Origin of the sequence: Streptomyces reniochalinae (assembly GCF_003323735.1) — a bacterium.
Lineage (GTDB): Bacteria > Actinomycetota > Actinomycetes > Streptomycetales > Streptomycetaceae > Streptomyces > Streptomyces reniochalinae.
The window spans coordinates 66,284-92,039 of record NZ_QOIM01000020.1 but is presented as its reverse complement, the minus strand read 5'-3'; the positions used below and the strand labels follow the sequence as shown (position 1 = coordinate 92,039).

At 70.6% G+C, this 25,756-nt stretch carries 26 protein-coding genes and 1 pseudogene; 19 read left to right on the top strand and 8 right to left on the bottom strand.

Annotated features, from left to right (window positions below; all coding sequences use genetic code 11):
- Window positions 1–78 precede the first annotated feature (78 nt).
- A complete protein-coding gene (locus DQ392_RS02450; RefSeq protein ID WP_114013788.1) occupies window positions 79–501 on the top strand; it encodes an ATP-binding protein in 423 nt (140 codons plus the stop codon).
- 19 nt (window positions 502–520) lie between these two features.
- Here the strand turns inward: DQ392_RS02450 and DQ392_RS02445 are convergent, their stop codons facing one another.
- Window positions 521–1,447 (bottom strand): LysR family transcriptional regulator, encoded by a 927-nt coding sequence (locus DQ392_RS02445; RefSeq protein ID WP_114013787.1) that lies wholly within the window; start codon window positions 1,445–1,447, stop codon window positions 521–523.
- A gap of 153 nt (window positions 1,448–1,600) precedes the next feature.
- Here DQ392_RS02445 and DQ392_RS02440 point away from each other — a divergent pair, with 153 nt between their 5' ends.
- From DQ392_RS02440 to DQ392_RS02430, 3 genes are all read left to right on the top strand, one after another.
- Window positions 1,601–2,344, top strand: coding sequence for an SDR family oxidoreductase (locus DQ392_RS02440; RefSeq protein ID WP_114013786.1), 744 nt, complete (start codon window positions 1,601–1,603; stop codon window positions 2,342–2,344).
- A gap of 65 nt (window positions 2,345–2,409) precedes the next feature.
- Window positions 2,410–2,649: a hypothetical protein gene (locus DQ392_RS02435; RefSeq protein WP_114013785.1), complete on the top strand. Its 240-nt coding sequence runs from the start codon at window positions 2,410–2,412 to the stop codon at window positions 2,647–2,649.
- 74 nt (window positions 2,650–2,723) lie between these two features.
- The gene (locus tag DQ392_RS02430; RefSeq protein WP_114013784.1) at window positions 2,724–5,162 is read left to right on the top strand and encodes a HelD family protein; all 2,439 of its coding nucleotides are present in this window, start codon (window positions 2,724–2,726) and stop codon (window positions 5,160–5,162) included.
- 300 nt (window positions 5,163–5,462) lie between these two features.
- On the opposite strand, the gene DQ392_RS02425 is transcribed toward DQ392_RS02430, so the two are convergent.
- A complete protein-coding gene (locus tag DQ392_RS02425; RefSeq protein ID WP_114013783.1) occupies window positions 5,463–5,669 on the bottom strand; it encodes a cold-shock protein in 207 nt (68 codons plus the stop codon).
- Between the two features lie 292 nt (window positions 5,670–5,961).
- On the opposite strand from DQ392_RS02425, the gene DQ392_RS02420 reads away from it, so the two are divergent.
- Both DQ392_RS02420 and DQ392_RS02415 read left to right on the top strand, forming a co-directional pair.
- Window positions 5,962–7,407, top strand: a complete 1,446-nt coding sequence (locus DQ392_RS02420) for an NAD-dependent malic enzyme (RefSeq protein WP_114013782.1) — start codon at window positions 5,962–5,964, stop codon at window positions 7,405–7,407.
- Window positions 7,408–7,767: 360 nt separating this feature from the next.
- The gene (locus DQ392_RS02415) at window positions 7,768–8,049 is read left to right on the top strand and encodes an HU family DNA-binding protein (RefSeq protein WP_114013781.1); all 282 of its coding nucleotides are present in this window, start codon (window positions 7,768–7,770) and stop codon (window positions 8,047–8,049) included.
- Between the two features lie 280 nt (window positions 8,050–8,329).
- Here DQ392_RS02415 and DQ392_RS02410 read toward each other — a convergent pair whose 3' ends face one another.
- Both DQ392_RS02410 and DQ392_RS02405 read right to left on the bottom strand, forming a co-directional pair.
- The gene (locus tag DQ392_RS02410; protein WP_281272942.1) at window positions 8,330–9,004 is read right to left on the bottom strand and encodes an HAD family hydrolase; all 675 of its coding nucleotides are present in this window, start codon (window positions 9,002–9,004) and stop codon (window positions 8,330–8,332) included.
- A gap of 140 nt (window positions 9,005–9,144) precedes the next feature.
- Window positions 9,145–9,888 carry a GntR family transcriptional regulator gene (locus DQ392_RS02405; RefSeq protein WP_114013780.1) on the bottom strand — a complete coding sequence of 248 codons (744 nt, stop codon included), beginning with the start codon at window positions 9,886–9,888 and terminating at the stop codon, window positions 9,145–9,147.
- A gap of 296 nt (window positions 9,889–10,184) precedes the next feature.
- Here DQ392_RS02405 and DQ392_RS02400 point away from each other — a divergent pair, with 296 nt between their 5' ends.
- From DQ392_RS02400 to sph, 5 genes are read left to right on the top strand one after another with little or no spacing between them, the layout of a single operon-like run.
- Window positions 10,185–11,348 carry an ABC transporter substrate-binding protein gene (locus DQ392_RS02400; RefSeq protein WP_245981088.1) on the top strand — a complete coding sequence of 388 codons (1,164 nt, stop codon included), beginning with the start codon at window positions 10,185–10,187 and terminating at the stop codon, window positions 11,346–11,348.
- Complete coding sequence (locus tag DQ392_RS02395) at window positions 11,348–12,277, top strand: ABC transporter permease (protein ID WP_114013778.1); 930 nt, start codon at window positions 11,348–11,350, stop codon at window positions 12,275–12,277. The genes DQ392_RS02400 and DQ392_RS02395 overlap by 1 nt, the downstream gene beginning before the upstream one ends.
- Entirely contained in the window at window positions 12,265–13,128 is an 864-nt protein-coding gene (locus tag DQ392_RS02390; RefSeq protein WP_114013777.1) for an ABC transporter permease, read from the top strand. The genes DQ392_RS02395 and DQ392_RS02390 overlap by 13 nt, the downstream gene beginning before the upstream one ends.
- Window positions 13,125–14,300: an ABC transporter ATP-binding protein gene (locus DQ392_RS02385; RefSeq protein WP_114013776.1), complete on the top strand. Its 1,176-nt coding sequence runs from the start codon at window positions 13,125–13,127 to the stop codon at window positions 14,298–14,300. Before DQ392_RS02390 ends, DQ392_RS02385 begins: the two co-directional genes overlap by 4 nt.
- Window positions 14,301–14,326: 26 nt before the next feature.
- Window positions 14,327–15,310: a sphingomyelin phosphodiesterase gene (gene sph, locus DQ392_RS02380; protein WP_114013775.1), complete on the top strand. Its 984-nt coding sequence runs from the start codon at window positions 14,327–14,329 to the stop codon at window positions 15,308–15,310.
- A 64-nt stretch (window positions 15,311–15,374) separates the two neighbouring features.
- Here sph and murA read toward each other — a convergent pair whose 3' ends face one another.
- Window positions 15,375–16,703: a UDP-N-acetylglucosamine 1-carboxyvinyltransferase gene (gene murA, locus DQ392_RS02375; RefSeq protein ID WP_114013774.1), complete on the bottom strand. Its 1,329-nt coding sequence runs from the start codon at window positions 16,701–16,703 to the stop codon at window positions 15,375–15,377.
- A gap of 363 nt (window positions 16,704–17,066) precedes the next feature.
- Between murA and DQ392_RS34990 the strand changes: the two are divergent.
- The 3 genes and pseudogenes from DQ392_RS34990 to DQ392_RS02365 form a co-directional block, all read left to right on the top strand.
- Window positions 17,067–17,328 (top strand): annotated as a pseudogene (locus DQ392_RS34990) (YqgE/AlgH family protein); the annotation flags it as partial.
- A 293-nt stretch (window positions 17,329–17,621) separates the two neighbouring features.
- Window positions 17,622–18,191, top strand: coding sequence for a YqgE/AlgH family protein (locus DQ392_RS36120; protein ID WP_425470465.1), 570 nt, complete (start codon window positions 17,622–17,624; stop codon window positions 18,189–18,191).
- A gap of 128 nt (window positions 18,192–18,319) precedes the next feature.
- The gene (locus DQ392_RS02365; protein ID WP_114013772.1) at window positions 18,320–18,628 is read left to right on the top strand and encodes a DUF3039 domain-containing protein; all 309 of its coding nucleotides are present in this window, start codon (window positions 18,320–18,322) and stop codon (window positions 18,626–18,628) included.
- Window positions 18,629–19,143: 515 nt separating this feature from the next.
- Here the strand turns inward: DQ392_RS02365 and DQ392_RS02360 are convergent.
- Window positions 19,144–19,485: a GNAT family N-acetyltransferase gene (locus tag DQ392_RS02360; protein ID WP_245981087.1), complete on the bottom strand. Its 342-nt coding sequence runs from the start codon at window positions 19,483–19,485 to the stop codon at window positions 19,144–19,146.
- Window positions 19,486–19,743: 258 nt separating this feature from the next.
- Here DQ392_RS02360 and DQ392_RS02355 point away from each other — a divergent pair, with 258 nt between their 5' ends.
- Together DQ392_RS02355 and DQ392_RS02350 are read left to right on the top strand one after the other, a co-directional pair.
- Complete coding sequence (locus DQ392_RS02355) at window positions 19,744–20,439, top strand: hypothetical protein (RefSeq protein WP_114013771.1); 696 nt, start codon at window positions 19,744–19,746, stop codon at window positions 20,437–20,439.
- A complete protein-coding gene (locus DQ392_RS02350; protein ID WP_245981086.1) occupies window positions 20,427–21,479 on the top strand; it encodes a hypothetical protein in 1,053 nt (350 codons plus the stop codon). The genes DQ392_RS02355 and DQ392_RS02350 overlap by 13 nt, the downstream gene beginning before the upstream one ends.
- A gap of 185 nt (window positions 21,480–21,664) precedes the next feature.
- Here the strand turns inward: DQ392_RS02350 and DQ392_RS02345 are convergent, their stop codons facing one another.
- The gene (locus DQ392_RS02345; RefSeq protein ID WP_114013770.1) at window positions 21,665–22,420 is read right to left on the bottom strand and encodes an SDR family NAD(P)-dependent oxidoreductase; all 756 of its coding nucleotides are present in this window, start codon (window positions 22,418–22,420) and stop codon (window positions 21,665–21,667) included.
- 97 nt (window positions 22,421–22,517) lie between these two features.
- On the opposite strand from DQ392_RS02345, the gene DQ392_RS02340 reads away from it, so the two are divergent.
- The 3 genes from DQ392_RS02340 to DQ392_RS02330 all read left to right on the top strand — a co-directional run bounded on the left by DQ392_RS02340 (window position 22,518) and on the right by DQ392_RS02330 (window position 25,267).
- Window positions 22,518–23,093, top strand: coding sequence for a TetR/AcrR family transcriptional regulator (locus DQ392_RS02340; protein WP_114013847.1), 576 nt, complete (start codon window positions 22,518–22,520; stop codon window positions 23,091–23,093).
- 435 nt (window positions 23,094–23,528) lie between these two features.
- Window positions 23,529–24,218, top strand: coding sequence for a hypothetical protein (locus DQ392_RS02335; protein WP_114013769.1), 690 nt, complete (start codon window positions 23,529–23,531; stop codon window positions 24,216–24,218).
- A gap of 14 nt (window positions 24,219–24,232) precedes the next feature.
- Window positions 24,233–25,267: a hypothetical protein gene (locus tag DQ392_RS02330; RefSeq protein WP_245981085.1), complete on the top strand. Its 1,035-nt coding sequence runs from the start codon at window positions 24,233–24,235 to the stop codon at window positions 25,265–25,267.
- Window positions 25,268–25,334: 67 nt separating this feature from the next.
- Here DQ392_RS02330 and DQ392_RS02325 read toward each other — a convergent pair whose 3' ends face one another.
- Window positions 25,335–25,607 carry a hypothetical protein gene (locus tag DQ392_RS02325; protein ID WP_114013846.1) on the bottom strand — a complete coding sequence of 91 codons (273 nt, stop codon included), beginning with the start codon at window positions 25,605–25,607 and terminating at the stop codon, window positions 25,335–25,337.
- Window positions 25,608–25,756 lie beyond the last annotated feature (149 nt).

The window sequence follows — 25,756 nt, the reverse complement described above, 5'->3', positions numbered from 1 at the left end:
GTTTTGTCGGGGTCGTACAGCCAAGCTGTACGACCTCCCTCCCTGGTGAGCGTATCCACAGATCGCGACGGTTCTCTCATGAACCGGGAAACTCATCTGCCCCATTTCCGTGAGCACTTCTACCGCAGGGAGCGCCGTTCCATTCCCCGTTCTCGCGCATTTGTACGGGAGGCGCTCACCGCCTGGGGTGTGGGCGAGCGGCGCGACGACGTACTCGTCTGCGTCAGCGAGATCGCGACGAACGCGCTGCTGCACGGCGTACCGCCCGGACGGGGATTCCGCGTCATGATCTGGCTGGATCATGACGGCCTGCTCCGCCTGGAGGTGCACGACAGCGGCGACGGCGCGCCCCGTGTCGGGTGCCCGGACGACGACGCCGAGTCGGGCCGGGGCCTGCTCCTCGTCGAGACGCTGGCGGACAAGTGGGGGGTGGGGGAGCGGGACCCGGGAAAGGTGGTGTGGGCGGAGTTCGCCGGCTGCTCCCCGCCCGGTGACAGGTGACGGCGAGACTCGCCGCGCATCAGGCCCCGCGGACGAGGTACTCCCTCGCGCAGGCACGGAAGGGGCCGAGGAGCGGATGGGGGTCCGCGTGGCGGGTGGCGACGACCACCTGGCAGGGTTCGATGTCCTCGACGGGCACCGTGACCAGGTCGTCGCGGAGAAAGCAGCGTCGGTCCCCGGCCGGCACCAGGGCGACGGCCCGGCCGTCGGCGACGACCTCGAGTTTGTCCTCGAAGGTGTCGACGAGCAGCGGACCGAGGGGAGCCGGGCTGCCGTCCGAGCGCGGGTCGAGCCGCCAGAAGCCGGTCCACACCGCGGCCATGCCGGCGCAGGCCACGAGGGGCTCGTCGGCGAAGTCGGCCGAGGTGAGGGACTTCTCGCCGGCGAGCCGGTGGTCGGCCGGCACGAGAAGCGCGCGGGGTTCGTCGTAGAGGACCGTCACCTCCAGGCCGTCGGCCGGGATCGGCAAGGGGGTGCGCAGGACGAGGGCGTCGACCCGGCCGTCGGGCAGGGCGCGGGCCTCGTCCCAGTCCAGGTGGCGGGTGCGCACGTGCGCGGTGGGGAAGCGGCGCCGCAGGCCCCGCACCGCGAGGGTGATGACGAGGTCCTCGACGTATCCGACGGTGATCGTGCGCGGCGGCGCGGCGTCGCGGGCGGTGGTCACCGCGTGCCGGGCGTTGTGCAGCAGCGCCTGTGCCTGCGGAAGGAAGGCCGCTCCGGCCGCGGTCAGCGTGCTGCCCTGGGGAGTGCGCTCCAGCAAGCGCACCCCGAGGGCGTCCTCCAGCCGCTGGATCTGGCGGCTCAGCGAAGGCTGGGCGACGTGCAGCGCCGCGGCCGCCCGGGCGAAGTTGAGGTGCTCGGCGACGACCGTGAAGTACCGCACGAGCCGCAGATCGAGGTCCGGGCCGGGAGGTGGCGCTGACGAAGGCGGGGCGCTGTCTGGCACACCGACACCCTATCCGTCATGCGGTTGCTGCATGACGGGGTGCGGAACAGGTCTTGGACCGCCCTGGTCCGGCGGCTGTTGACTCGTGGATGTCCGGCCGGGGCGGCCCGCCGGAGGGAAACCACCAGTCTCTGTTGAAGGAGTGTGTCTGCCATGGGCAGGTTCGAGGGGAAGAAGGCCGTGATCACCGGCGGCAGCAGCGGGTTCGGGCTGGCCACGGCGCAGTCGCTCGTGGACGAGGGGGCGCGGGTGCTCGTCACCGGGCGTGACCGGGCCCGGCTCGACGCCGCAGGCGAACAGCTCGGCCCGCAGGCGATCACGGTGGTCAGCGACGCCGGGTCGCTGTCCGATACCGATGCGCTGGCCGACCGGGTGAAGACCGAGTTCGGCACGGTCGACGCCCTGTTCGCCAACGCCGGCGTCAACGGGTTCGCGCCGTTCGGGGAGACGAGCGAGGAACTCTTCGACGAGCTCATGACCATCAACGCCAAGGGTCCGTACTTCACGGTGCAGAAGTTCGTTCCGCTGCTGGCCGCGGGCAGTGGCGTGGTGGTGACCACCTCGGTCGCCAACGCCCTGGGCCTTCCCATGCTCAGCGCCTACGCGGCCGGTAAGGCGGCGCTGCGTTCGATGGCCCGCTCTCTGGCCCGGGAACTCCTGCCGCACGGCATCCGGGTCAACGCGGTCAGCCCCGGCCCCATCGACTCCGGGATCCTGGAGAAGTCGATGCCGAAGGACGCCGCCGAGCAGACCAAGGCGGGGATGGCCGCGGACAACCCGATGCGGCGCATGGGGACACCGGCCGAGGTCGCCAGGGCGGTGGTGTTCCTCGCCTTCGACGCCACCTACACCACGGGCGCCGAGCTGGTCGTCGACGGCGGCGGCTCCCAGCTGTAGGCGTGCCCTGTCAGGGCCTGGACTCACCTGCCGATCATGGAGCAGCCGAACGGGGGGCGAACTACGTGACCGGTCACGGTGGTTACGGCAATGGCAGGGTCCCCAGGGGCCACCGGCCCGGCCCGGGCGCGTACGGCCACGGGCCCGGCCCGGGCGGTCACGGGCTCGGCCTGCAACTCGGGGTCGTCTTCATCCTCGGCGCGCCGGTGACCCTGACGGCCCTCGGCCTGCTGGAGACCCGCCGGCTGCGCCGCCACCACGGCGTGCGCCTGCGGGGCCACCCGCTGACGCACGGGGCCAGGTGACAGGGGCCGCCCGGCGGGGCGGAATCGCGTACGGTTGACGGCTGCCCTAGGGAGAGCAGAAGGGGGCCGCCGCGTTGAACGCGCAGCACAGAGCGGAGCCGGAGAGCGTCCGCGACCGCGAGATCCGCGCGGAGCAGAGCCATCTCGACCGGGTCTACCGGCGGCTGGAGGAGAAGATCCACGAGGCGGAGTTCCTCATGGACGACGCCGCCAAACGGGGCCAGGTCGGCACGCCGGGCGCCCTGGCCGAGCGTGACGCGCAGGTCTTCCGCGCCGGCATCCACCTCAACCGCCTCAACAGCGAGTTCGAGGACTTCCTCTTCGGCCGTATCGACCTGCTCGAAGGCAAGACCGGCGAACGCGGTCCCGACGGGGCCTACACCTCCGTGGAGCCCGCCGACGGCGCCGTCCGCGAGGCCGCCGACGACGGTGCCACCGACGACGGCGCCACCGACGACGGCGCGGCCGGTGACGGCGCGGCCGGGGGCGGCGACGGCGCGGCCGGCACGGTCAAGATCGCGGACATCGCGGAGACCCTGCACATCGGCCGTCTCGGCGTTCTCGACGCCGACTACACGCCCCTGGTCATCGACTGGCGCGCCCCCGCCGCCGCCCCCTTCTACCGCGCGACACCCGTCGCTCCCGGCCGCGTCGTACGCCGCCGCGTCATCCGCAGCAAGGGCCGCCGCGTGCACAGCGTCGAGGACGACCTGCTGCGCCCCGAGATCACGGCACGGCTCGACGGGGAGGCGCTGGCCGTGGTCGGCGACGGCGCCCTCATGGCCGCCCTCGGCCAGGCGCGCGGCCACACCATGCGCGACATCGTCGCCTCCATCCAGGCGGAGCAGGACGAGGTGATCCGCGCGCCCGCCGCCTCCGTCACCGAGGTCGAGGGGGGCCCGGGCACCGGCAAGACCGCCGTCGCCCTGCACCGCGCCGCCTACCTGCTCTACCAGGACAGGCGCCGCTACGCCGGGGGCATCCTCATCGTCTCGCCCACCCCGCTCCTCGTCTCCTACACCGAAGGCGTCCTGCCCTCCCTCGGGGAGGAGGGCCAGGTCGCCATCCGCGCGCTGGGCTCCCTCGCCGAGGAGACGGCGGGCGCCACGGCCACCACGTACGACGAACAGCGCGTCGCCCGCGTCAAGGGCTCGGCGCGCATGGTGAAGGTGCTGCGCAAAGCCGCACGCGGAGCGCTCGATCTGGGCCTGCGCGCCCCCGTGCCCGAGCGGCTGCGCGTGGTCGCGTTCGGGGCGCGCGTCGAACTCGACGCCACCGAGCTCGCCGCCGTACGCGGGCAGGTCCTGGGCGGCACGGCGCCCGTGAACCTGATGCGCCCCCGCGCCCGCAAACTCCTGCTCGACGCGGTCTGGGACAAGTCCGGTGCCCGCCGCAGACACGACGACCCCGAACTGGCGGCCGAGGTACGGGCGGGCTTCGACGAGGACATCACGGGCGAGGACGACTTCACCGCCTTCCTCGACGCCTGGTGGCCGGAGGTGACGCCGCGCCAGGTCCTCGGCGCCATGGCCGACGAGGGCCGGCTCGCCCGCTGGGCCCGGCGCGTGCTGCGGCCCGCCGAGGTCCGCACCCTCGCCCGTGCGCTCGCCGCCCGGCTCACCCCCCTCGGCGAGGGCGAACTGTCCGTCCACGACATCGCACTCCTCGACGAACTGCGCACCCTCCTGGGCGCCCCGGCCCGCCCCAGGAAACGCGAGGTCGACCCCCTCGACCAGCTCACCGGCCTGGAGGAGCTGACCACCGCGGCCGACCGCGACGCCGGCGCGCGGCGCGAGCGCGCCTGGGGCTACCAGGGCGGGGGCGGCGGCGCCCAGGAACGTACCGAGTACGCGCACGTCATCGTCGACGAGGCCCAGGACCTCACCCCCATGCAGTGGCGCATGGTCGCGCGGCGCGGCCGCCACGCCACCTGGACGATCGTCGGCGACCCCGCCCAGTCCTCCTGGACCGACCCCGACGAGTCCGCCGCCGCCCGCGACGAAGCCCTCGGCAAGCGGCCCAGACGCCGCTTCGAGCTCACCGTCAACTACCGCAACCCGGCGGAGCTGGCCGTCCTCGCCGACCGGGTGCTCGCCCTGGCCATGCCGGGGACCGCGCCGCCGCGCGCCGTACGCTCCACGGGTGTCGAACCCGGGTTCTCCGTGGCGGGCGACGACCTCGGCGCCTCCGTCCGCGACGCCGCCGCGCGGCTGCTGGACGAGGTGGAGGGCACCGTCGGCGTCGTCGTCGCCATGGCCAGGCGCCAGGAGGCCCGCGAGTGGCTCGCGGGGCTGGGGGAGCGGGTCGTCGCGCTCGGCAGCCTGGAGGCGAAGGGGCTGGAGTACGACGCCTCGCTCGTCGTCTCCCCGGCCCAGATCGCCGACGAGTCGCCCGCCGGGCTGCGGACGCTGTACGTCGCCCTCACCCGCGCCACCCAGCGTCTGGAGGTCCTCAGCACGGCAGCGGACCTCCCCGACGAGACGGCGGCCCCCGACCTGTTGCGGGCCGACTGAGAGCGGGCCGAGTGGCGGAGCGGCGGTCGGGCCGAGGGGCGGGCTGACGGGGGCGACCTGCGGGTGGAGCCGTCCGTTCAAGGAGGGCCGGCCGAGGGGAAGTGCGAGTCCGGGGTGGTTTGTTAGCCTGGAGTTGGCACCGGCCCGATCCATGCCCCCGGGCCCAACCATAGGCGCTTCGAGCGCCCACTTGCCGCGAGGCGAGCTGGCGGGTCGGTGTCACTGAACTCCGGTAGAGCGAGAGGGCTCCCGCCGTCACCACGGCGGGAGCCCTCTCGTCGTGCGGGGGTCTGCTCGGCGTCAGCCGACGACGCGGACCCCGTCGGCCTGGGGCCCCTTGCGGCCCTGGGTGATCTCGAACTCGACGCGCTGGGAGTCTTCGAGACTCCGGTAACCCTCGCTGTCGATCGAGCTGTAGTGCACGAAGACGTCCGGTCCGCCGCTCTCCTGAGCGATGAAGCCGTATCCCTTCTCGGCGTTGAACCACTTGACCGTGCCCTGAGCCATGTTGCGGGTCTCCCATGAAGTGCAGAGGCAGTGTGCGGGCCGATCTTAGGCGGATTCTGTCTGTTTCAGGGAGATTGATGGCGTTTTTCCTGCGAAGGAGTGGGGGCCCTGCGGGGGGTGACAGCCTCTCGTATGGTGGAATACGATTTCCGAAACCAGGGACGCGTTACCGCGTACCGGGGGGTAGGTGGGAATATCTGTTGACGTGCCGCGCCGCTGGCCGTAAAAAACGCGGCGGAGTCGGGGCGCGCACGTGCACAACGTGACAAGGGAAAGCAGAGGGAAGTCGGCAATGGCGCCAAGCGTCTCCTACTCGATGACGGTCCGCCTGGAGGTCCCCGCAGGCGGGACGGCGGTCAGTCAGCTCACCACGGTCGTGGAGTCGTCCGGCGGCTCGGTCACCGGCCTCGACGTCACCGCCTCGGGCCACGAGCGGCTCCGGATCGACGTGACGATCGCCGCGAGCTCGACGGCGCATGCCGACGAGATCGTGGCCGAGCTCCGCTCCATCGAGGGCGTCACACTCGGCAAGGTCTCCGACCGCACCTTCCTGATGCACCTCGGCGGCAAGATCGAGATGTCGTCCAAGCATCCGATTCGCAACCGTGACGACCTGTCCATGATCTACACGCCCGGCGTGGCGCGCGTCTGCACCCAGATCGCCGAGCACCCCGAGGACGCCCGGCGCCTGACGATCAAGCGCAACAGCGTCGCCGTCGTCACCGACGGCTCCGCCGTGCTGGGCCTGGGCAACATCGGCCCCAAGGCCGCGCTCCCCGTCATGGAGGGCAAGGCGGCACTCTTCAAGCGCTTCGCCGGCATCGACGCCTGGCCGATCTGCCTGGACACCCAGGACACCGACGCCATCGTGGAGATCGTCAAGGCCCTGGCACCCGGCTTCGCCGGCATCAACCTGGAGGACATCTCCGCACCCCGCTGCTTCGAGATCGAGGCGCGGCTGCGCGAGGCCGTCGACATCCCCGTCTTCCACGACGACCAGCACGGCACCGCCATCGTCGTCCTCGCCTCGCTCTACAACGCGCTGCGCGTGGTCGGCAAGCGGATCGAGGACATCCGCGTGGTGATGTCGGGCGCGGGCGCCGCCGGCACGGCCATCTTGAAGCTCCTGCTGGAGGCGGGCGTCAAGCACGCCGTCGTCGCCGACATCCACGGCGTCGTGCACGCGGGCCGCAAGGACGTCGCCGACGCCGACGAGAACTCGCCGATGCGGTGGGTCGCCGACAACACCAACCCCGAGGGCCACACCGGCACCCTCAAGGAGGTCGTGGTCGGCGCCGACGTCTTCATCGGCGTCTCGGCCCCGAACGTGCTCGACGGCGACGACGTGGCGAAGATGGCCGACGGCGCCATCGTCTTCGCGCTCGCCAACCCCGACCCGGAGGTCGACCCCGCGGCGGCCCGCGAGTCCGCCGCGGTCGTGGCGACGGGCCGCTCCGACTTCCCCAACCAGATCAACAACGTGCTGGTCTTCCCCGGCGTCTTCCGCGGCCTGCTCGACGCGCAGTCGCGCACCGTGACCGACACCATGATGCTGGCCGCGGCCCGCGCGCTCGCCGACGTCGTCGGCGAGGACGAGCTGAACCCCAACTACATCATCCCCAGCGTCTTCAACGAGAAGGTCTCCGGCGCGGTCGCAGGAGCGGTCCGCGAGGCCGTGCAGGCCACCGGAAAGAGCGCCCTGAGCGAACCGGCCAGGGCCACGCCCACCCAGCCCTGACCCGGCCGGAATCCCGCCCTGCTCAGCCGGGGGTTCTCCCGAGCCCCCGGCCCGGCGCGTCGGGGGAAGGTTCACCCGGGCGGCCCTCTAGGGTGGCCGCAACCGGAGACGTCCGGAAGACATCGGATTGGCTTTCCCGCCGCAGGTAGGGGCAGGATGCATCCCCAAGGACTTGTCCGAGGGGGTAACCCCGCCGAGGACGTCGTCCGGGGGGATACCCCACGGGGCGCGCGGGCCCGAAGGCGGACCCGGGTCCGGAGACTGTCGTAGGGCCCTGGCAGCATCGGCTTCGCTTGGTCCGAAATGCGGCTCTGCCGCGTGGCACGCCTCATCGGCAAGAAGAACACGGGAGTACGAATTATGAACCGCAGTGAGCTGGTGGCCGCTCTGTCCGAGCGGGCCGAGGTGACCCGTAAGGACGCCGACGCGATCCTGTCGGCATTCGCCGAGACCGTCGGCGAGGTCGTCGCCAAGGGCGACGAGAAGGTCACCATCCCCGGCTTCCTCACCTTCGAGCGCACCCACCGGGCTGCGCGCACCGCGCGCAACCCGCAGACCGGTGACCCGATCGAGATCCCGGCCGGGTACAGCGTCAAGGTGTCGGCGGGCTCCAAGCTCAAGGAAGCTGCGAAGGGCAAGTAACCCTCAGCACCCCGGGCGGCCTCCCCTTTGGGAGGCCGCCCTTTCGCATGCCCGCACCCTCGCGTCCACCGCGCGCGCCCCAGGGGCGCGGGGAACTGCGCGCCCGGCCACAACGCCCCCGCAGCGGGCCTGCGGGGCCCGGTGGCACTCCCCGTGGTCCTGGTCGGATCCGGGGGAGTCGGGGCCGCGCCCGGCAGGGGCGCGGGGAACTGTGGGGCCAGCCACAACGCAGCCCACAGCCGGCCGCAAGGCCCAACGGCACTCTCTTGGGCCCGGCTGGCTAGGGCAAAAGGGGCGCGGGGAAAGGGAGCCGGGTGAGATCCACCTCTTCGAGGGACCGGACCAGGAGGGTGCCGGCCCCGGAGGGGATGCCGTCGACCGTGGGGACGGCCACCACCCGGCACCCCGCGGCCCGCGCCGACGCGGCCCCCGTGGGCGTGTCCTCGACGGCCAGACAGGTCTCTGGAGCCACCCGCAGGAGCCGCGCGGCGGCGAGGTAGGGGTCGGGGTGGGGTTTACCCCGTTCGGTCTCCCCGTGCGCCACCGAGCAGGTGAAGCGGTGCGGCCCCAGCGTGTCCAGCACGAGATCGGCGATCACGCGTTCGGAGGCCGTGACAAGTGCCACAGGCACGCCCAGGGCGCGGGCGCTGTCGAGCAGGCGCAGGGCGCCCGGCTGCACCGTCACTCCGGCGCGCACCCGCGCCGTGAAGGTCTCGCCGAGCTGGGCCTCGGCGGCCTCGGCCGGCAGTTCGGTGCGCTGGGCGACCAGGGTGGCCGCTCCGTCGAGCGGGAGCCCGGCGAAGGGCGCCAGCGCGGCCTCGTCGGCGGCGGCGCCGTGTGCGGCCAGCAGGTCGGCCAGGGCGGCGAGCCAGTCGCGTTCCGTGTCGACGAGGGTGCCGTCCATGTCGCACAGGAGGGCGGCAGGCAGGGCGGCGGGCGTGAGGGTGGTGGGCAATGCGTGCTCGCACTTCTCCGAGAAGGGGACGGACGGGATCGGCCTCCGGGCCCGCCGGCCCCCGAGGGTCGGGGACCGGCGCGGCCCTCGGGGGCCGGGACCGGCGCGGGGACCGGCGCGGGCCGTGAGGCCCGGGGCGCTCAGGCGTGGGTGCGCGCGAGCGGGTTGGTCTGGGTGGAGTTGCGGACGGTGAAGACGACGGATCCCGGGCGGTAGCGGTCGTCCGAGGTCTCCACGGGGCGCCCTTCGGCGGTGGTGGTCGTCCGGCGTACGCGCAGCAGCGGGCTGCCCCGCCGCAGCCGCAGGTGGTCGGCGTCGGCGGTGCCGGCGGCGACGGCGTCGAGGTGGTGCTCGCCGTGGGCGAAGACGAGCCCGGTGTCGTCGTAGAGCCGCTGGGTGACCGATTCGCAGTCCTCGGGCAGGGCCTCGACGGCCGATCCGATCCACTCGGCGTAGACGGTGCGCTCCAGCAGTACCGGCTCGGAGTCGAGGGTGCGCAGCCGCAGCACGCGCAGGACGGGGTCCTTGTGCCGTACCTGGAGCAGGCCGGCCTCGTCGGTGTGGGCGACGTCCCAGGAGGAGGCCAGGACGCGGCCGCCCGCGGTGCGTCCGCCGGCGCGCGCCCACTGGGCGAAGCTGCGCAGTTCGGTGAAGCTCTGGCTGGGCGTGGTGGACAGCACGACGCGGCGCGCGCCCTGCCGGGAGCCGATGAGACCTTCGGCGAGCAGCGCGGCGACGGCCTGCCGCACGGTGCCGCGTGAGGCGTCGTGCGCGGCGGCGAGTTCGGCTTCGGAGGGGAGCGCGGCCCCGACCGGATAGCGCCCGTCGGCGATGGCGCGCCGCAACTCGTCGGCGATCCGCTCGTGACGCCGGGGCTCGGACATGGGGCGGCTCCTCGTGGTGCTGCGCGGTCTCGTCGGTGGTGCGAGGTCTTGGGCTGGTGCGCGGGCTTGGCCCGATCATGCCACCTGTGCGCAACGTCATGCACGTCCACGGGTGTGGCAGATGCGTATAACCCCAGTTCAGCGGTGCTAAACCTGTTCGCAAATAACGCTTTGAGCTGGGGGTTTGAGGGTGCCCCAGGCTTTGCGCCGCCGGGTGGGTGCTGTTAGCTTGCCCAAGCTCAATGAATCGAGCTTGTCCATACAGGTGGCGGGCGCGAACCCCGGGAGTAAGAGACGTGAAGGCACACCATCACAGCCGCCGAGGCCCCCGTGGCAGCCGACTGCTGGCTGCCGCGGCAGCGGCCGTCACCCTCTCCGCCGTGGCCACGGGATGCGGCTCGGCACCGGCGCAGGGCGGCGACAGCGAGGCGGCGAAGGCCCACTCGGCCGCGGACCTGGGCGGCATGGACAAGCTGGTGGAGGCGGCCAAGAAGGAGGGCGAGCTCAACGTCTACGCCCTCGCGCCGACCTGGGCCAACTACGGCGAGATGATCAAGGCGTTCGAGAAGAAGTACGGCATCGAGGTGCACAACGAGGACCCGGGCGGCAGCAGCCAGGGCGCGTTGAACGCCGCCGCCAAGCGCAAGGGCCAAGACCGCGCCGTCGACGCCCTGGACCTGGGCACCTCCTTCATGCGGGCCGCCAAGTCCAAGAAGCTGCTGACGCCCTACAAGGTCAAGGGCTGGGCGGACATACCCGACTCCCAGAAGCAGCCCGACGCCTCCTACATGAACAACTACGGCGGCTACATCTCCATCGGCTGCGACGCCAAGGCCGTCAAGGAGTGCCCGAAGACGTTCGAGGACCTGCTCAAGCCGCAGTACAAGAACAAGGTCGCCCTCAACGGCAACCCGAACGAGTCCTCCTCGGCGTTCTCCGCGATCATCGCCGCGGCCCTCGCGAACGGCGGCGGCTTCGACGACGTCCAGCCCGGCCTCGACTTCTTCAAGAGACTCAAGAAGGCGGGCAACTACGTGCCCGTGGAGTCCACCAAGGCGACCATCCAGAAGGGCGAGACGCCCATCTCCATCGACTGGGACTACCTCAACCTGGGCTACGGAGCCGAGCTGAAGTCCAAGGGCGTCGACTGGAAGGTGAACGTCCCCCAGGACGGCCAGTACTCGCAGTACTACAACCAGGGCGTCAACACGTACGCGCCCCACCCGGCCGCGGCCCGGCTGTGGCTGGAGTTCCTCTACAGCCCCGAGGGCCAGAACATCTGGCTCAAGGGCTTCTCGCGGCCCGCGCTGCTGGAGGAGATGGAGAAGGACGGCACCGCCGACAAGAAGGCCGCGGCCAAGCTGCCCGAGGTCGACGGCACGCCGAAGTTCCCCAGCGCCGGGCAGGAGGCCGAGGCGCAGAAGACCATCAGCCAGGGCTGGGGCGCGGCGGTCAGCTGATGGCTGTGACGACCCCCACCCCCACCCGCACGAGCGAGGAGCCGGCACCACCGGCGGCCCCGCGCCCGGCACGCCGGCGCGGCGCGGCCGTCCGCCGGTGGCGCTGGCCCGCCGTCGTGCCGTTCTTCGCCTTCATGGCCGTCTGCTTCGGCCTCCCGGCCTGCACCCTGGCCTACAACGCGTTCACCGTCATCGACCCCGACACCGGCGCGAGCCACCACAGCCTGGAGAACGTGCGCACCTCCCTGTCCGGCGCGTACGCCACCGGGCTCGCGGGCAGCGTCAAACTCTCCCTGCTCAGCGCCGTGGTGGCCACCGTGCTGGGCACCGTCATCGCCCAGGCCGTGCTGGCGTCGCGCCGCAGCGCGCTGCGCAAGGCCGTCGTCTCCGCTTCCGGCGTCTTCGCCAACTTCAGCGGCGCCCCGCTCGCCTTCGCCTTCATCGCCACGCTCGGCACCACCGGCACCGTGACGCGGCTGCTGCACCTGAAGGCGACCGGCTTCAGCCTCTACACGTTCGCCGGACTGGTGCTCGCCTACCTGTACTTCATGGTGCCGCTGATGATCGTCACCATCCTGCCCGCGCTGGACGGCGTGCGCGCACAGTGGCGGGAGGCCGCCGCCTCCTGCGGCGCCACCCGCGCCCAGTTCTGGCGCCACGTGGGGCTGCCCGTGCTGATGCCCTCGCTGCTGGGCGGCGCCGTCTTGATGTTCGGCACCGCCTTCGCCTCGCACGCCACCGCCGCCGTCATGACCGGCAGTTCGGTACCGCTGATCACCATTCAGATCGCCAACGCCCTCTCGGGCAACGTCCTCGTCGGCCAGGAGAACCTCGCCCTCGCCATGAGCCTCAACATGGTGGTCATCGCGCTGCTCGTCATGGCCGTACAGATCCCGCTGCAACGACGGAGCAACCGATGGCTGGGCTGACCGTGACCCCCGCGCGCCGCGCACGCCCCGCGCGCAGGAAACGTCCGTACGGCAGCGCCCTGGTACTGCTGCTTGCCGGGCTCTACTTCCTCGTCCCCGTCGCCGCCTCGCTCTGGTTCACCGTCGACGACCCCGCCAAGGGCGTCACCCTCGACGCCTACACCAAGGGCCTCGGCGACGACGGCATGGCCACCAGCCTCGGCCTCTCCCTGCGGCTGGGCCTGGCCACCGTCGCCCTCGGACTGCTGCTGATGGTGCCCACCATGGTCGTCGTCACCCTGCGGCTGCCCAAGCTGCGGCGGGTCGTCGAAGTGCTGTGCATGGTGCCGCTCATCGTGCCGCCCGTCGCCCTGGTCGCCGGTGTCAGCACCGTCTTGTCCTGGCAGCAGGACCTGGCCGACACGCCACTGTGGGGCACCTTCCAGGTGCTGGTGAACAAGAACTTCCCGCTGGTGCTCGTCCTCGTCTACACCGTCATGTCGCTGCCGTTCCTCTACCGCTCGCTGGACGCGGGGCTGCGCGCCGTGGACCTGGCCACCCTCGTGGAGGCCTCACGCAGCCTCGGCGCCTCCCGCCTCGCCACCCTGCGGCGGGTCGTCGTGCCCAACCTGCGGCCCGCGCTCGTCAGCGGCGCCGTCCTCAGCCTGGCCATGGTGCTGGGCGAGTACACCGTCGCCACGGTGCTCGGATTCGAGCCGTTCTCCGTATGGATGGTCCACGTCGGCGAGTACGAGGCCCAGCTCTCCGTCGCCGCCGCCATGCTCAGCCTGCTCATCACCTGGGGCCTGCTGCTCCTGCTCACCAACCTCGCCGGCGGGCGGGCCCGTAAGGGGAGGAAGACCACCGCATGACCACCACCGCCACGACCGCGCACAAGAGCCCGCCGGCCGCCGAGACCCGCTCCGGCGGCGTCGGCCTGCGGCTGGGCGGGCTGCGCCGCGCCTTCGGCAGCACCACGGCGCTCGACGGACTCGACCTGGACATCGCCCCCGGCGAACTCGTCGCCCTCCTCGGCCCCTCCGGCTGCGGCAAGACCACCGCACTGCGCATCATCGCCGGCTTCGAGACCGCCGACGCGGGAGAACTCCTGATGGGCGGCGAGGACGTCACCGCCACCCCCGCCAACCGGCGCGACATCGGCATGGTCTTCCAGTCCTACAGCCTCTTCCCCAACATGACGGCCGCAGAGAACGTCGCCTACGGGCTGCGCGTCCGCAAGGCCCCCAAGGCGGAGCGCGCCGAGCGCGCCGCCGAACTGCTGGAACTCGTCGGGCTGCCGGGACGCGACAAGCACTATCCGCACCAGCTCTCCGGCGGCCAGCAGCAGCGCGTCGCCCTCGCCCGCGCACTGGCCATCCGGCCCCGCGTCCTGCTGCTGGACGAGCCGCTGTCCGCACTCGACGCCAAGGTGCGCCTCCAACTGCGCGAGGAGATCCGCCGCCTCCAGCTGGAGCTGGGCATCACCACCGTCTTCGTCACCCACGACCAGGAGGAGGCGCTGTCGATGGCCGACCGCGTCGCCGTGATGAAGGACGGCCGCCTGGAGCAGTGCGCGCCCCCCAGCGAACTGTACGAGCGCCCCGCCACGCCGTTCGTCGCCGAGTTCGTCGGCACCATGAACCGGCTACCAGGCGTCATGCGGGAGGACGGCACCGTCGAGGTGCTGGGGCGGCGGCTGCCCGTCCACGGCGACTGCCCGGACGCCGGCCACGCGGTCGAGGTCCTGCTGCGGCCCGAGAGCCTGCGGGTCGGCGCCGAGGAGGCCGGGAAGCCGGGCGCGGCGGTCACTGCTGAGGGCGCGGGCCCCGGCGAGACGGCGACCGTGCGCGTCGCCACGTTCCTCGGCGGCACCACCCGCCTCCACCTGACCACCGCATCCGGCGCCGAGGCCAAGGCCGACCTGCCCAGCTGGGAGGCCGGCTCCCTCACCCCGGGGTCCCGGTGCACGCTCGTCCCGCACGACCACCCCGTCCTCGTGGAGAGGACCGCGTGGCCTCCCGCCCCGGTGCAGGAGACCGCGTGACATTCCGTACTCGTGAAGGAGACCGCGTGAACAGGCCCCGCCGTCCGTCGCGCGCCGCCCTGGGAACCGTCGTCCTGGCCGTCACCGCCGCGCTCGGCGCGGCCACCCCGGCAGCGGCCGCCGACCCCTCCTCCGGCACCCCGCGGCTGAAGGTGCTCAACTACAACACCTTCCTGTTCAGCAAGAACCTCTACCCCAACTGGGGCCAGGACCACCGGGCCGAGACCATCGAGAAGGCGGACTTCTTCCAGGGCCAGGACGTGGTCGTCCTGGAGGAGATGTTCGACAACTCCGCCTCCGACGCTCTGAAGAAGAACGCCGCCGACCGCTACCCGTACCAGACCCCGGTGGTGGGCCGCAGCACGAGCGGATGGGACGCCACCAGCGGGGAGTACTCCGGTGTCGCCCCCGAGGACGGCGGCGTCACCCTGCTCAGCAAGTGGCCCGTCCTGCACAAGGAACAGCACATCTTCACCGACGGCTGCGGGTCCGACGCCTTCTCCAACAAGGGCTTCCTCTACGCGGTGCTGGACGTGCGCGGCACCAGGGTGCACGTCGTCGGCACCCACACCCAGGCCACCGACTCCGCGTGCGGCAGCGGCGAGGACGTCTCCGTCCGCGCGGGGCAGTTCAAGGAGATCGACGCCTTTGTGGACGCCCGGCACATTCCGGCAGACGAACAGGTCGTCGTCGCCGGTGACCTGAACGTCGACCGCCACGGCGACGAGTACGCCTCGATGCTCTCCGACGCCGGTCTCGTACCTCCCGACGCGCGCACCGGGCACCCGTACTCCTTCGACACGAAGGAGAACTCCCTCGCCGCCGACCGCTACCCCGACGACCCCTCCGAGGACCTCGACCACGTCCTGCACCGCCGCGGCCACGCCCGCCCTGACAACTGGACGAACCACGTGGTCAAGGAGCAGACGGAGCCCTGGACGGTGACGAGCTGGGGCAAGAAGTACACCTACGACAACCTCTCGGACCACTACCCGCTCACGGCGGGCTGACCGCAGGCCACGCGCACGCGGGCCCGCTCCCGGGGAGGGAGCGGGCCCGCGTGCGGTCAGCAGGTCACGGGTGCTCGAACTTGGCGCCCAGATCCGCCAGCTTCTGCTGGAAGTTCTCGTAACCGCGGTTGATCAGGTCGATGCCGTGCACCCGCGAGGTGCCCTGCGCGGCCAGCGCGGCGATCAGATACGAGAAGCCGCCCCGCAGGTCCGGGATGATCAGATCGGTGCCCTGGAGCTTCGTGGGCCCCGACACCACCGCCGAGTGCAGGAAGTTGCGCTGCCCGAAACGGCAGGGCATGCCGCCCAGGCACTCGCGGTAGAGCTGGATGTGCGCGCCCATCTGGTTGAGCGCGGAGGTGAAGCCAAGACGCGACTCGTACACCGTCTCGTGCACGATCGACAGCCCCGACGCCTGCGTCAGCGCGACCACCAGCGGCTGCTGCCAGTCCGTCTGGAAACCGGGGTGGACGTCCGTCTCCAGCGCGATGGCGTTCAGCGGGCCGCCCGGATGCCAGAAGCGGATGCCCTCGTCACCGATCTCGAAGGCGCCACCGACCTTGCGGTAGGTGTTGAGGAAGGTGATCATCGAGCGCTGCTCGGCGCCGCGTACGAACACGCTGCCCTCGGTCGCCAGCGCCGCGCTCGCCCACGAGGCCGCCTCCAGACGGTCCGGCAGAGCGCGGTGCGTGTAACCGCCCAGCTTGTCCACACCCGTGATGCGGATCGTACGGTCTGTGTCCATTGAGATGATCGCGCCCATCTTCTGAAGAACGCAGATCAGGTCCTCGATCTCCGGCTCGACCGCCGCGTTCGACAGCTCCGTGACGCCGTCCGCCAGCACCGCCGTCAGCAGCACCTGCTCCGTCGAGCCGACCGAGGGGTACGGCAGCCGGATCTTGGTGCCGCGCAGCCGCTGCGGGGCCTCCAGGTACTGCCCGTCCGCGCGCTTCTCGATCGTCGCGCCGAACTTACGCAGCACGTCGAAGTGGAAGTCCACCGGACGCCCGCCGATGTCGCAGCCGCCCAGCCCCGGAATGAAGGCGTGACCGAGCCGGTGCAGCAGCGGACCGCAGAACAGGATCGGGATCCTGGACGAGCCCGCGTGCGCGTCGATGTCAGCGACGTTGGCGCTCTCCACGTGCGACGGATCGAGCACCAGCTCGCCGTCCTCGTCCCCCGTACGCACCGTGACACCGTGCAGCTGGAGCAGGCCACGTACGACCCGGACATCGCGGATGTCCGGCACGTTGCGCAGGCGACTCGGTTCGCCGCCCAGCAGCGCGGCGACCATGGCCTTGGGAACGAGGTTCTTCGCACCCCGCACACGAAGCTCACCCTCGAGCGGGGCGCCACCGTGGACGAGGAGTACGTCGGCTGGGCTGTCGGTCATGGATCTCCGCGATTCCGCGAGACGGGATGGGACAACAGGCAAGCGTAATGGCCCCGTCCGGGGCGAACCCAAGCCCGAGGGGGGCCTGCGACTGTCACAGGTAAGCAATAACACGCTGGGTCAGACGTCGGTTGCGTACCGTGTTGCGGCGGGTGTTGCGGTGGGTGGTCCACCGTGTCCCGGCCCCGTCGCGACGGGGGCCTGGAGGGGTCTGTGACGGGGCGGCCACTGTGCCACGACGGGACGACCGGCACGTCCCCCGCCCCCCGCCCCGCCCCCTTTTCGCCCCCGATGAGTCCCCGAACGCCCTTCGATCCGGCCGTTGGGTCCCCGCGAAAGGCCCCGGTGCGGGATCATTGCGGTATGACCGAGGTGTCCTCGCTCACCGGGCGACTGCTCGTCGCCACACCGGTGCTGGCCGACCCGAACTTCGACCGCGCGGTGGTGCTCCTCCTCGACCACGACGAGGCGGGCTCACTGGGCGTCGTCCTCAACCGCCCCACCCCCGTGAACGTCGGCGACATCCTGGAGCCGTGGGCTCCTCTCGCCGGCGAGCCGGGCGTCGTCTTCCAGGGCGGCCCCGTCTCCCTCGACGCCGCCCTCGGCGTCGCCGTGGTCCCCTCCAGAAGAGCCGGGCGGAGCGACGGTGACGCGGGTACCGGTACCGGTACCGGTACTCGCACCGGTACCGGTACCGGTGCGAGTACGGGGGCGGGTGCGGGCGGCGATGGCGAGGGCGACGGGGGTGGCGCTGCTCGTGGTGGCGGCGCTCGTGGCGCCGCCGCCGATGCCGGGGCCGGTGTTGCCGAGGGCGGCTTGGAGCCCTGTGGGGATGTGAGTGGGGGCACGGGCTCGGGCGCGGGTGCCGCTGCCGGCACCGGTGCCGGTGCGGACTCCGGCGCGGACGCGGGAGAGGGTGTGGACGCCGGGAACGCGGAGACCGGGGGCGCGGGGAGCGCCCGTGGGGCGGACACGGCCGGTGCCAGTGGCGCCGCAGGGGCTCCGGCCGGGACCGCCGGGTCCGGCTCCGGGACTGCCGCCGATGCCGGGTCCGGGACTGGGGCTGCCGCCGATACTGGATCCGGGACCGGGACCGGGACCGGAACCGGGGACGGGGCCGTCGAGCCGGACACCGGCGGGACCGGGGACGCGGCGGGTTCCATGGAAGCCATGGAAGCCGTGCTCGACACCGACGGCCCCCTCGGATGGCGCCGGGTGCACGGCGCCATCGGCCTCGTCGACCTGGAGGCCCCACCCGAACTGCTCGCCGCCGAACTGGGCTCCCTGCGGATCTTCGCCGGATACGCGGGCTGGGGCCCCGGGCAGCTGGAGAAGGAGCTGTCCGAGGGCGCGTGGTACGTGGTCGAATCCGAGCCCGGCGACGTCTCCTCCCCCGACCCCGAGCGGCTGTGGCGGGCCGTACTGCGGCGGCAGCGCAGCGAGTTGGCGCTGGTCGCGACGTACCCCGACGACCCCTCGCTGAACTGACCGCACGCCCGTGGCCCGGGGCCCCGGCTCCCCGGGCGGTACGCCCGGCGCGGAAGGGCCCCGCCGAGGTGACGCGGGTCACCGCCCATGCCTGACGTGTCACGGGCGCATGAGTACCCTTGGACCGCATGAGCACTCTTGAGCCCGAGCGCGGGGCGGGCACCGGCACACTCGTCGAACCGACCCCGCAGACATCGCACGGTGACGGCGATCACGAACGGTTCGCCCACTATGTCCAGAAGGACAAGATCATGGCGAGCGCGATGGACGGCACACCCGTCGTCGCACTCTGCGGCAAGGTCTGGGTCCCGGGGCGCGACCCCAAGAAGTACCCGGTCTGCCCCATGTGCAAGGAGATCTACGAGACCATGGGCCCCAACGGGGACAACGGCAAGGGTGGCGGCGGCAAGGACGGCAAGGGCGGCGGCAAGAAGTAGCCTCCGGGCCTGTCAGCGCCGGCTCAGCGCTGAGCGCCCCGCGCCTCGCGCCCGCGCGCACCCGTGTCGTGCCCGCGCCCGTACCCGCGTAGTGCAGCAGTATGCGAACCGCGCCTCGTCCGCGCTCCCCCGGGGGGGAGTGGGCGGGGCGCGGTGTTGTGCTGCGCGGCGTGAGCGGCTCCTGGCCCCGGCCAGCGCAGCAGGGAGTGCGGCGGGAGGCGTCCCCGTCCCTGAGAGCGCCCCCCGCCACGTCGGAAATCCCGCCCGTTCCGGACGGAGGCGACCGGTCGCCGCTGCCCGGAACGAGGAGACCGATCTTCGGTACCGAGGAGTTCGATGGCGGGCCCCGCGAAAAAGTTCACGGCGAGCTCGGGAAACTTCTCCGGCCCTGCGGAGGTGGCCGACCGGGGGCGGCCACTCGGCGTCGGGCGGCGACCTTTCGACGTCGGGTGGTCGGCGGCGAGCGGGCGGCCGGGCGGCCGGGCAGGCGACGCGGCCGGGCGGCCGACGCGCGTTCAAGGAAGCCGTCGGCCGAGGCACCACGAGCGGTCTCGCCCCGCGTAGGCGCCGAAGTTCTGGATGCGGGTGTACCCGGAGCGGGTGCAGAAGCGGACGGCGTCCGGCTGGGCGTCACCGGTCTCCAGCCGCAGCTCGGTCCAGTCCCGCGCCGCGGCCCACTCCTCCAGGGTCCGCAGCACACGACCGGCCACACCGGTACCGCGCCGACCGGGCTCGACGTACATCCGCTTGACCTCGCCGACCCCGTCGCCGAGGAGGCGGAGACCTCCGCATCCCACGGCCGTTCTCTCCTTTTCGTCCCTCTCCTCCGCGTGGTCGTACGCGACGAAGAACGCCACGATGTCCCCGGCCGACGGCGCGACCCCCGGCTCGCTGTCCGGTCTCCCGTGTCCCGTAGCGCTCCGCGATCTCCGCCCGCTGCCGGGCCCGCAGTGCGGCCCCGTCCGGGTGCTCCCACTCCGCCTGCTCGATCCTCATGGCCGGGGTTCTTCCGGCCCCTCGCTCCACCGGAGTTGCGTGCGGAAGTCGCTCGGCGGGATGGTTGCTCCCTGCTACCGTCAGGTTCACGACAGTTACCTGACGCTCAGGAGCCCGCCGTGCAACTGAACCGCCCCGCCGCCACGTTGGCCGCCGCCGCAGTCGCCTCAGCGCTGCTGCTGTCCGGATGCGGTGGGGGTGGGGAAGGATCGTCCAAGGACGGCAAGATCGAGGGTGCGGGCTCCTCGAAGGACGACGCGTCGCCCTCCCCGGGCAAGGGCGGCGACTCCGCCAAGGACAAGCCCGGCGACTTCCGCACGTCCGACATCGTGCTACCCGAGGACGTCGACCTCGTCTTCGACTGGAAGCAGCCCTCCGACCCGGACAAGGCCGCGGCGTTGGACGGTGCGGCGGACTACATGCGGGCGTTGATCCACGGCACGGCGAAGCAGGACCCGGACGACCCGGTGGTGGTGCGGCACGTGGTGCCCTTGCAGACCGCTGGTGAGTACGCAGCGGTGTTGATCAAGGCACACGTCAAGGACGATGTCACGGTCACCGGGAAAGACCACTACTACCGCGAAAAAGTCGGCGATGTCGTCGATGGGCGGCTTGCCGAGGTCTCCTTCTGCGTGGACCAGTCCGATTTCTTCGCCAAGGAGATCAAGAGCGGAAAGGTTCTGCGCACCGAAGAAAGCGCATCGAGTTACATGCGTTACACGCTGGTCATGCAAAAGCCCAAGAAGTCGTCCTCCCCGTGGAAGGCGCGGTCTTTCGAGTACGAGGACAAGGCGGTGAAACAGTGCAAAGACTGACCTTCGTAACTGGTCTCTGCTTGCTGTCACTCCTCGGCAGTGCCCCGCTCGCGCTGGCGGATGACGAAAGGCGCGAGAAAACCTCCGCCTTCGAGAAGGGCGGCGACTTCGATAACGGCGAGGCCACCGCTGCGGCCCAGGGGAAGCGGACGGTGACCTACTCGGGGGGCGGCGACGGCTCCGGTGGCGGCAACCTCTCCGTTCCCACGGGGAACTGGGCACCGCCTCCATGCTGGTACGCACCCACTTACACGCCCAAGGAGCTCAAGGCGAAGGTTGACGATTCGCCGTACTCCCTTACGGGGCGTCAGCCGAACAACGGGAAGCTCAAGCAAGAGGTCGATCAGGACATCCGACACTTGTACGAGGAGGGGGACTACAAGAACTTCAACCTCAAGAAGGAGGGGAAGGGGAAGTTCTGGGCTGCGGTGCCGAATCCGGGTGAGCCGGATGCGGCGAAGCGGGAGTCGTGTACGAAGCTGCCGTTCTGGGTGAAGAACGGTGAGCGCCCGGATGTGGAGAATGCGATCAGTCCGCAGATCCTTTCCAAGCTCGCCTATGCGCGGATCATCGTTCCTGAGACGGAGGTCGAGCTGAATCCGAAAAACCGCCAGACGGTGAATCTGCCCACCTGGGTGTGGCTGGACGAGGGCAGGTACAAGCCGCTGTCGGTCACGGCTTCCGTCGATCTGGGCGGGGGTGAGTCGATCTCTGCGACGACGACGGTGAAGCCGGGCTCGCTCCACCTGTCTCCGGGTACGGAGGAGTCTGTGTTGCACCCGGAGTCCGGTGAGTGTGCCGCAAATGCAGACGGTGGGGTCGGCACGCCGTACTCGAAGGGTGACGCGGAGAAGATGCCGCCGTGCGGGATGACGTATCAGCGGGCGACGCGGAACGGCGCCGGGTATCCGCTCAGGGCGACCCTCACCTGGGAGGCGTCGTGGAAGGGCAGCGGCGGCGAGAGCGACAACGCGCTGCCGGACGGCGAGTTCAGCGGCGCGCGGGACGTCACCGTCCAGGAGATCCAGTCCGTCAACTAGCGTCGTGTCCGTCAGCTGGCTCGTGCCGTCACGAGGCGTCCTGTCCACGGGTCTTCACCGGCGGCCCCGTCGCCGACGAACCGGGCGGCGCCGGGGACGCCGGGGCTGCCCGGCTCAGGTCGGGGTCAGGCCGGGGAACGCGGGCTCGAACACGGGCGTCCGGAGGGTCGCCCCAGGAATCCGGCTCACCACGGGATGCTCTGATTTTCCCAGCGCGTGTAAGTGCCTGACGGATCGTTCGGCCCGAACTTCGCTACGCGCACGACCTCCCGGGATCCCTCCTCCAGTGTCGCGGAACCCTGATAGTTGTTCAAAGCCGTGCTGGTGAACTCGGGTGAAACAAGGTTCACCTTGATGCCGTCTTCCCCGTGTTCGACCATCATGGACAAGGCCATGATGCTGAGTGCGGCCTTCGAGCCGGCATAACCGGGGCTGAACATCTTCCGCTCCGGAAGTGAAGGATCGGCGTTGAGCGTCAGCGAACCTGCGCCACTTCCGACATTCACGATGCGGGCATCTGAAGAAAGGAGCAGCAGCGGAAGCATGGCTTGGTAGACAGCCAGCGGTCCGAAAGCGTTGGTTTCCCAGATCGTCCGCATCTCCCCCAAGGGGATATTGCTGGCGGCGTAATGCGCCATGTAGTCTTCCAGCGCAACCTCGTTCCGGGTGGCACGCGAGATTGCCGCGTTGTTCACCAAGAGATCGAGCCGGCCGAACTCCGAGCGAATGCGCTCGGCGGCATTGTCGATCGAGGGCTGACTGGTCACATCGAGTTGTACCGGCATCGACCGCTCTCCGATCTCCTCCGCCGCGGCCTTCCCTTTCCCGAAGTCGCGTGCGCCGACGACGACGGTTACGCCGTCCGCCGCCAGCTCCTTCGCCACCTGGAATCCCACGCCCTGATTGGCGCCCGTGATCAATGCGATGCGTTTGTGTGCCATCGGGTGACTCCTTTGCGCACGTTCGCGAGACAAAGCGGATAGCCTATCCACTTCAAGGTAGCGCGTACCGGACAGGCTGTCCACTACAGTGGTGAAGATGGGTGACGAGGAGCCGGCGGCCAGGAGGCGTTCGGACGCCGAACGGAACCGGGCGAAAATCCTGGCCGCAGCGCGGACGGCGTTCGTCGACGAGGCGTTGGACGGGGTGTCCATGGCCGAGGTCGCGCGGCGGGCCGGGGTCGGCATGGCCACGCTCTACCGAAACTTCCCCGGGCGCCGGGAGCTGCTGGAGACGTTGTTCACCGACGAGGTCGACGGTCTCTGCGTGGCGGCCACCGCTGGAGAGGGTGAGTCGCCCGTCGCCGCTCTTACGGTCTGGCTGCACCGGTTCGCGGCGTTCCTGTCCAGCAAGCACCGCCTCGCCGCGGAACTCCTCAAGCACACCGACGTCTCCGACCCCGTCTTCGGCGGCCGCGACCGCGTACTGGACGCCGGCCGACCCTTGTTGGCGGCTGCGCAGGCGGCGCGCCAAGTGCGCACTGACCTGTCGATCGAGCAGGTTCTCGACCTGGTCCTCGCCGTCGCCACGATCAACGGGGAGGACGAGTACATCGGGCCGATCCTGGACACCGCGCTCGACGGCCTCCGGTCGCCCGGCACCGGCGGAGCGTGATCACCCGGCCGACACGGCCGCGCGACAGTACACGGTCTTCACCTCGGGATGGCCCGGCGCCCGGGTCACCGGCACGCCCGTTCTTTCTGCCTTGCCCCAGACCATGCGGCTGCTGGCGGAAAACAGCCTCCCCGGCGCCGGCGCCCCGTTGCGCTTACCAACCTGGAAGTACGCCGTCGCAGACGGACCGGGAGCGGGGACCGTATCCGAGATCCGGGTCAGCGGCGGTCGTGCTCAGCATGCCGTCAGAACGGCGACCAGGGAAGTTGGTGCTGTCCCAGCGGGCACGGGAGCTGAGGGCGCGGCTGCGCGAGGTGAATCAGCGCAGCTGGTACGGCAACCGGAGCTGAGGGTGTGCGCATACGCCGAGCGATCAGCTGCTCACGCTTGCTACCGTCAGGTTCACGACAGTCACTTGACGCTCAGGAGCCCGCCGTGCGACTCGCCCGTCCTGTCCACCCGTTGGCCGCCGCCACCGCCGCCGCAGTGTTCCTGCTCGCCGGGTGTGGGGGAGGGGATGACGGTTCCAAGGACGACAAGATCGACGGGGCCGGGGGTTCGGCGGACAAGTCCGCGAGCCCGAGCAAGAGCGACGCCCCCGCCGAGGACGATGCCGCGGACTTCCGCACCTCCGACATCGAGCTTCCCGACGACATCGACATGGTCTTCGATTGGGAGAAGCCGGCTGACGAGAATAAGGCCGCTGCCCTTGACGGGGCTGCGGACTATATGCGGGCGCTTAACCACGGTACCGTAAAACAGGACCCCAAGGACCCCGTTCTTCTGCGGCACACGATCCCCTTGCAGACGGCTGCGGAGTTCGCCACTGCGAAAATCAAGGCGGACGTGAAGGAGGGGTTCACGGTGACCGGCAAGGAGCGCATTTACAACGAGGAGGTCGGGGAAACGGTCAAGGGGAACCTGGTCGAAGTGGCCTTCTGTGTTGATCAGTCCGACTTCTTCAGTAAGGAAATCAAGACCGGTAAGGTTCGCCGTACCGAAGCGAGCGACAAGGACTACACCCGCCTGACGCTCGTCATGCAGAAGCCGAAGCAGAAGCAGCAGGTATGGCAGGCGCGGACATTCTTGTTCGAGGGGGAGGCGGTTGCGAAATGCAAAGGCTGAGTCCGAGAGTCTCCGTGATCACGGGAGCCTGCCTGGCGTTCCTCGCTCTGGGAATACCCGCGTCGCAGGCGAGAGACGAGCCGTACCTGGACGTTGGCGCGGGGTTCACCGACAAGCAGGCTTCAGCGGCGGCGTCAGGCAAGAGAGTCGTCAGTTACTCAGGCGCTGGCTCGGCCGAGAGTTCCGGTGGGGGCGGCAACCTGTCCGTGCCGGCGGGGAGCAACTGGGCACCGCCACCGTGCTGGTACGCGCCTACCTACACGCCCAAGGAATTGAAAGCGAAGATCGAGGACTCTCCGTTCTCGGTGACGGGCCGGGCGCCGGACAATGGAGGGAACAAGCAGGAGACGGATTCGGCGATCTGGGATCGTTACACAGAGGGAAAGTACAAGGACTTCAATCTGGACAAGCAGGGGGAGGGGAGTTTTTGGGCTGGGGTGCCGAATCCGGATGAGCCGGACGCAGCGAAGGCGCAGTCGTGTACGGAGTTGCCGTTCTGGGTGAAGAACGGTGAGCAGCCGGATGTGGAGAACGCGATCAGCCCGAAGATTCTGTCTGCCCTGGCGTACGAGCGGATCCAGGTTCCGGGTACCGAGGTGGAGCTGAATCCGAAGGACCGGCAGACGGTGAATCTGCCGACGTGGGTGTGGCTGGACAAGGGCACGTACAGGCCGTTGTCGGTGACGGCGTCCGTCGATCTCGGTGGGGGCGTGGAGATTTCGGCGACGACGACGGTGAAGCCGAAGTCGCTGGCGCTGTCCGCGGGGACGGAGGACGCGAGGCTGCATCCTGGTTCGGGGGAGTGCCCGGTGAGTGAGGACGGTGGGATCGGGAGCCCGTACGAGAAGGGTTCGGGGAAGAAGACGCCCCCGTGCGGGGTGACGTATCTGCGGGCGACGCAGGACGGTGGCGGCTACCCGTTGAAGGCGACGCTGACGTGGGACGCCTCCTGGGAGGGCACCGGCGGTGCCGGTGACGACGATTTGCCGGACGGCCGGTTCGGCAACACGCAGAACGTCACCGTCCAGGAGATCCAGTCCGTCAACTGAGGCCGTCGGGGCGGCCGTGGGCCGCTCGGCAGCCGACCGGGGGCCGACTCCCGCGTCGGCCGGGTGCTCAGTCAGGGGAGCCGTTCCACGGGGTCCAGTCGAGGGCCTCTCGCCAGCCGGGCCTCTCGAACGCCCACGCCTGGAGGACGTCGGCCACCGGCTGGGGGCGGAGCATCTCCGGCTGGGCGGGTACGTGGGCCTGGAAGTGGTGTTCGGGGCCGCCCTCGCGGTACTCCACCTGGTAGCTGAAGTCGTCGTTGAGGTGGACCTGCATGTAGTGGTGGCCTGCTGGTTCCTTTCCGAGCCGCTCGACGACGACGAACCGGAACCGCAGGTTCATGTCGGCCAGCAAATCGTGGAGTTGGTCCTCGGAGGGATCGTCCCAGGCCGTTCCGTCCCACTCGGTGGCCCGTAGCGCCGGTTCAGGCCGTGATGCAGGCCGTGATGCAGGCCGTGATGCAGGACGCGGTTCGGGCTTCGCGTTCGGCC

Coding starts and splice junctions, on each gene's coding strand:
- DQ392_RS02450 (WP_114013788.1), top strand. CDS start 79: ATGAACCGGGAAACTCATCTGCCCCATTTCCGTGAGCACTTCTACCGC.
- DQ392_RS02440 (WP_114013786.1), top strand. CDS start 1,601: ATGGGCAGGTTCGAGGGGAAGAAGGCCGTGATCACCGGCGGCAGCAGC.
- DQ392_RS02425 (WP_114013783.1), bottom strand. CDS start 5,669: ATGGCTCAGGGCACGGTCAAGTGGTTCAACGCCGAGAAGGGATACGGC.
- DQ392_RS02420 (WP_114013782.1), top strand. CDS start 5,962: ATGGCGCCAAGCGTCTCCTACTCGATGACGGTCCGCCTGGAGGTCCCC.
- DQ392_RS02415 (WP_114013781.1), top strand. CDS start 7,768: ATGAACCGCAGTGAGCTGGTGGCCGCTCTGTCCGAGCGGGCCGAGGTG.
- DQ392_RS02405 (WP_114013780.1), bottom strand. CDS start 9,888: ATGTCCGAGCCCCGGCGTCACGAGCGGATCGCCGACGAGTTGCGGCGC.
- DQ392_RS02395 (WP_114013778.1), top strand. CDS start 11,348: ATGGCTGTGACGACCCCCACCCCCACCCGCACGAGCGAGGAGCCGGCA.
- DQ392_RS02390 (WP_114013777.1), top strand. CDS start 12,265: ATGGCTGGGCTGACCGTGACCCCCGCGCGCCGCGCACGCCCCGCGCGC.
- DQ392_RS02385 (WP_114013776.1), top strand. CDS start 13,125: ATGACCACCACCGCCACGACCGCGCACAAGAGCCCGCCGGCCGCCGAG.
- murA (WP_114013774.1), bottom strand. CDS start 16,703: ATGACCGACAGCCCAGCCGACGTACTCCTCGTCCACGGTGGCGCCCCG.
- DQ392_RS02365 (WP_114013772.1), top strand. CDS start 18,320: ATGAGCACTCTTGAGCCCGAGCGCGGGGCGGGCACCGGCACACTCGTC.
- DQ392_RS02345 (WP_114013770.1), bottom strand. CDS start 22,420: ATGGCACACAAACGCATCGCATTGATCACGGGCGCCAATCAGGGCGTG.
- DQ392_RS02340 (WP_114013847.1), top strand. CDS start 22,518: ATGGGTGACGAGGAGCCGGCGGCCAGGAGGCGTTCGGACGCCGAACGG.
- DQ392_RS02325 (WP_114013846.1), bottom strand. CDS start 25,607: ATGAACCTGCGGTTCCGGTTCGTCGTCGTCGAGCGGCTCGGAAAGGAA.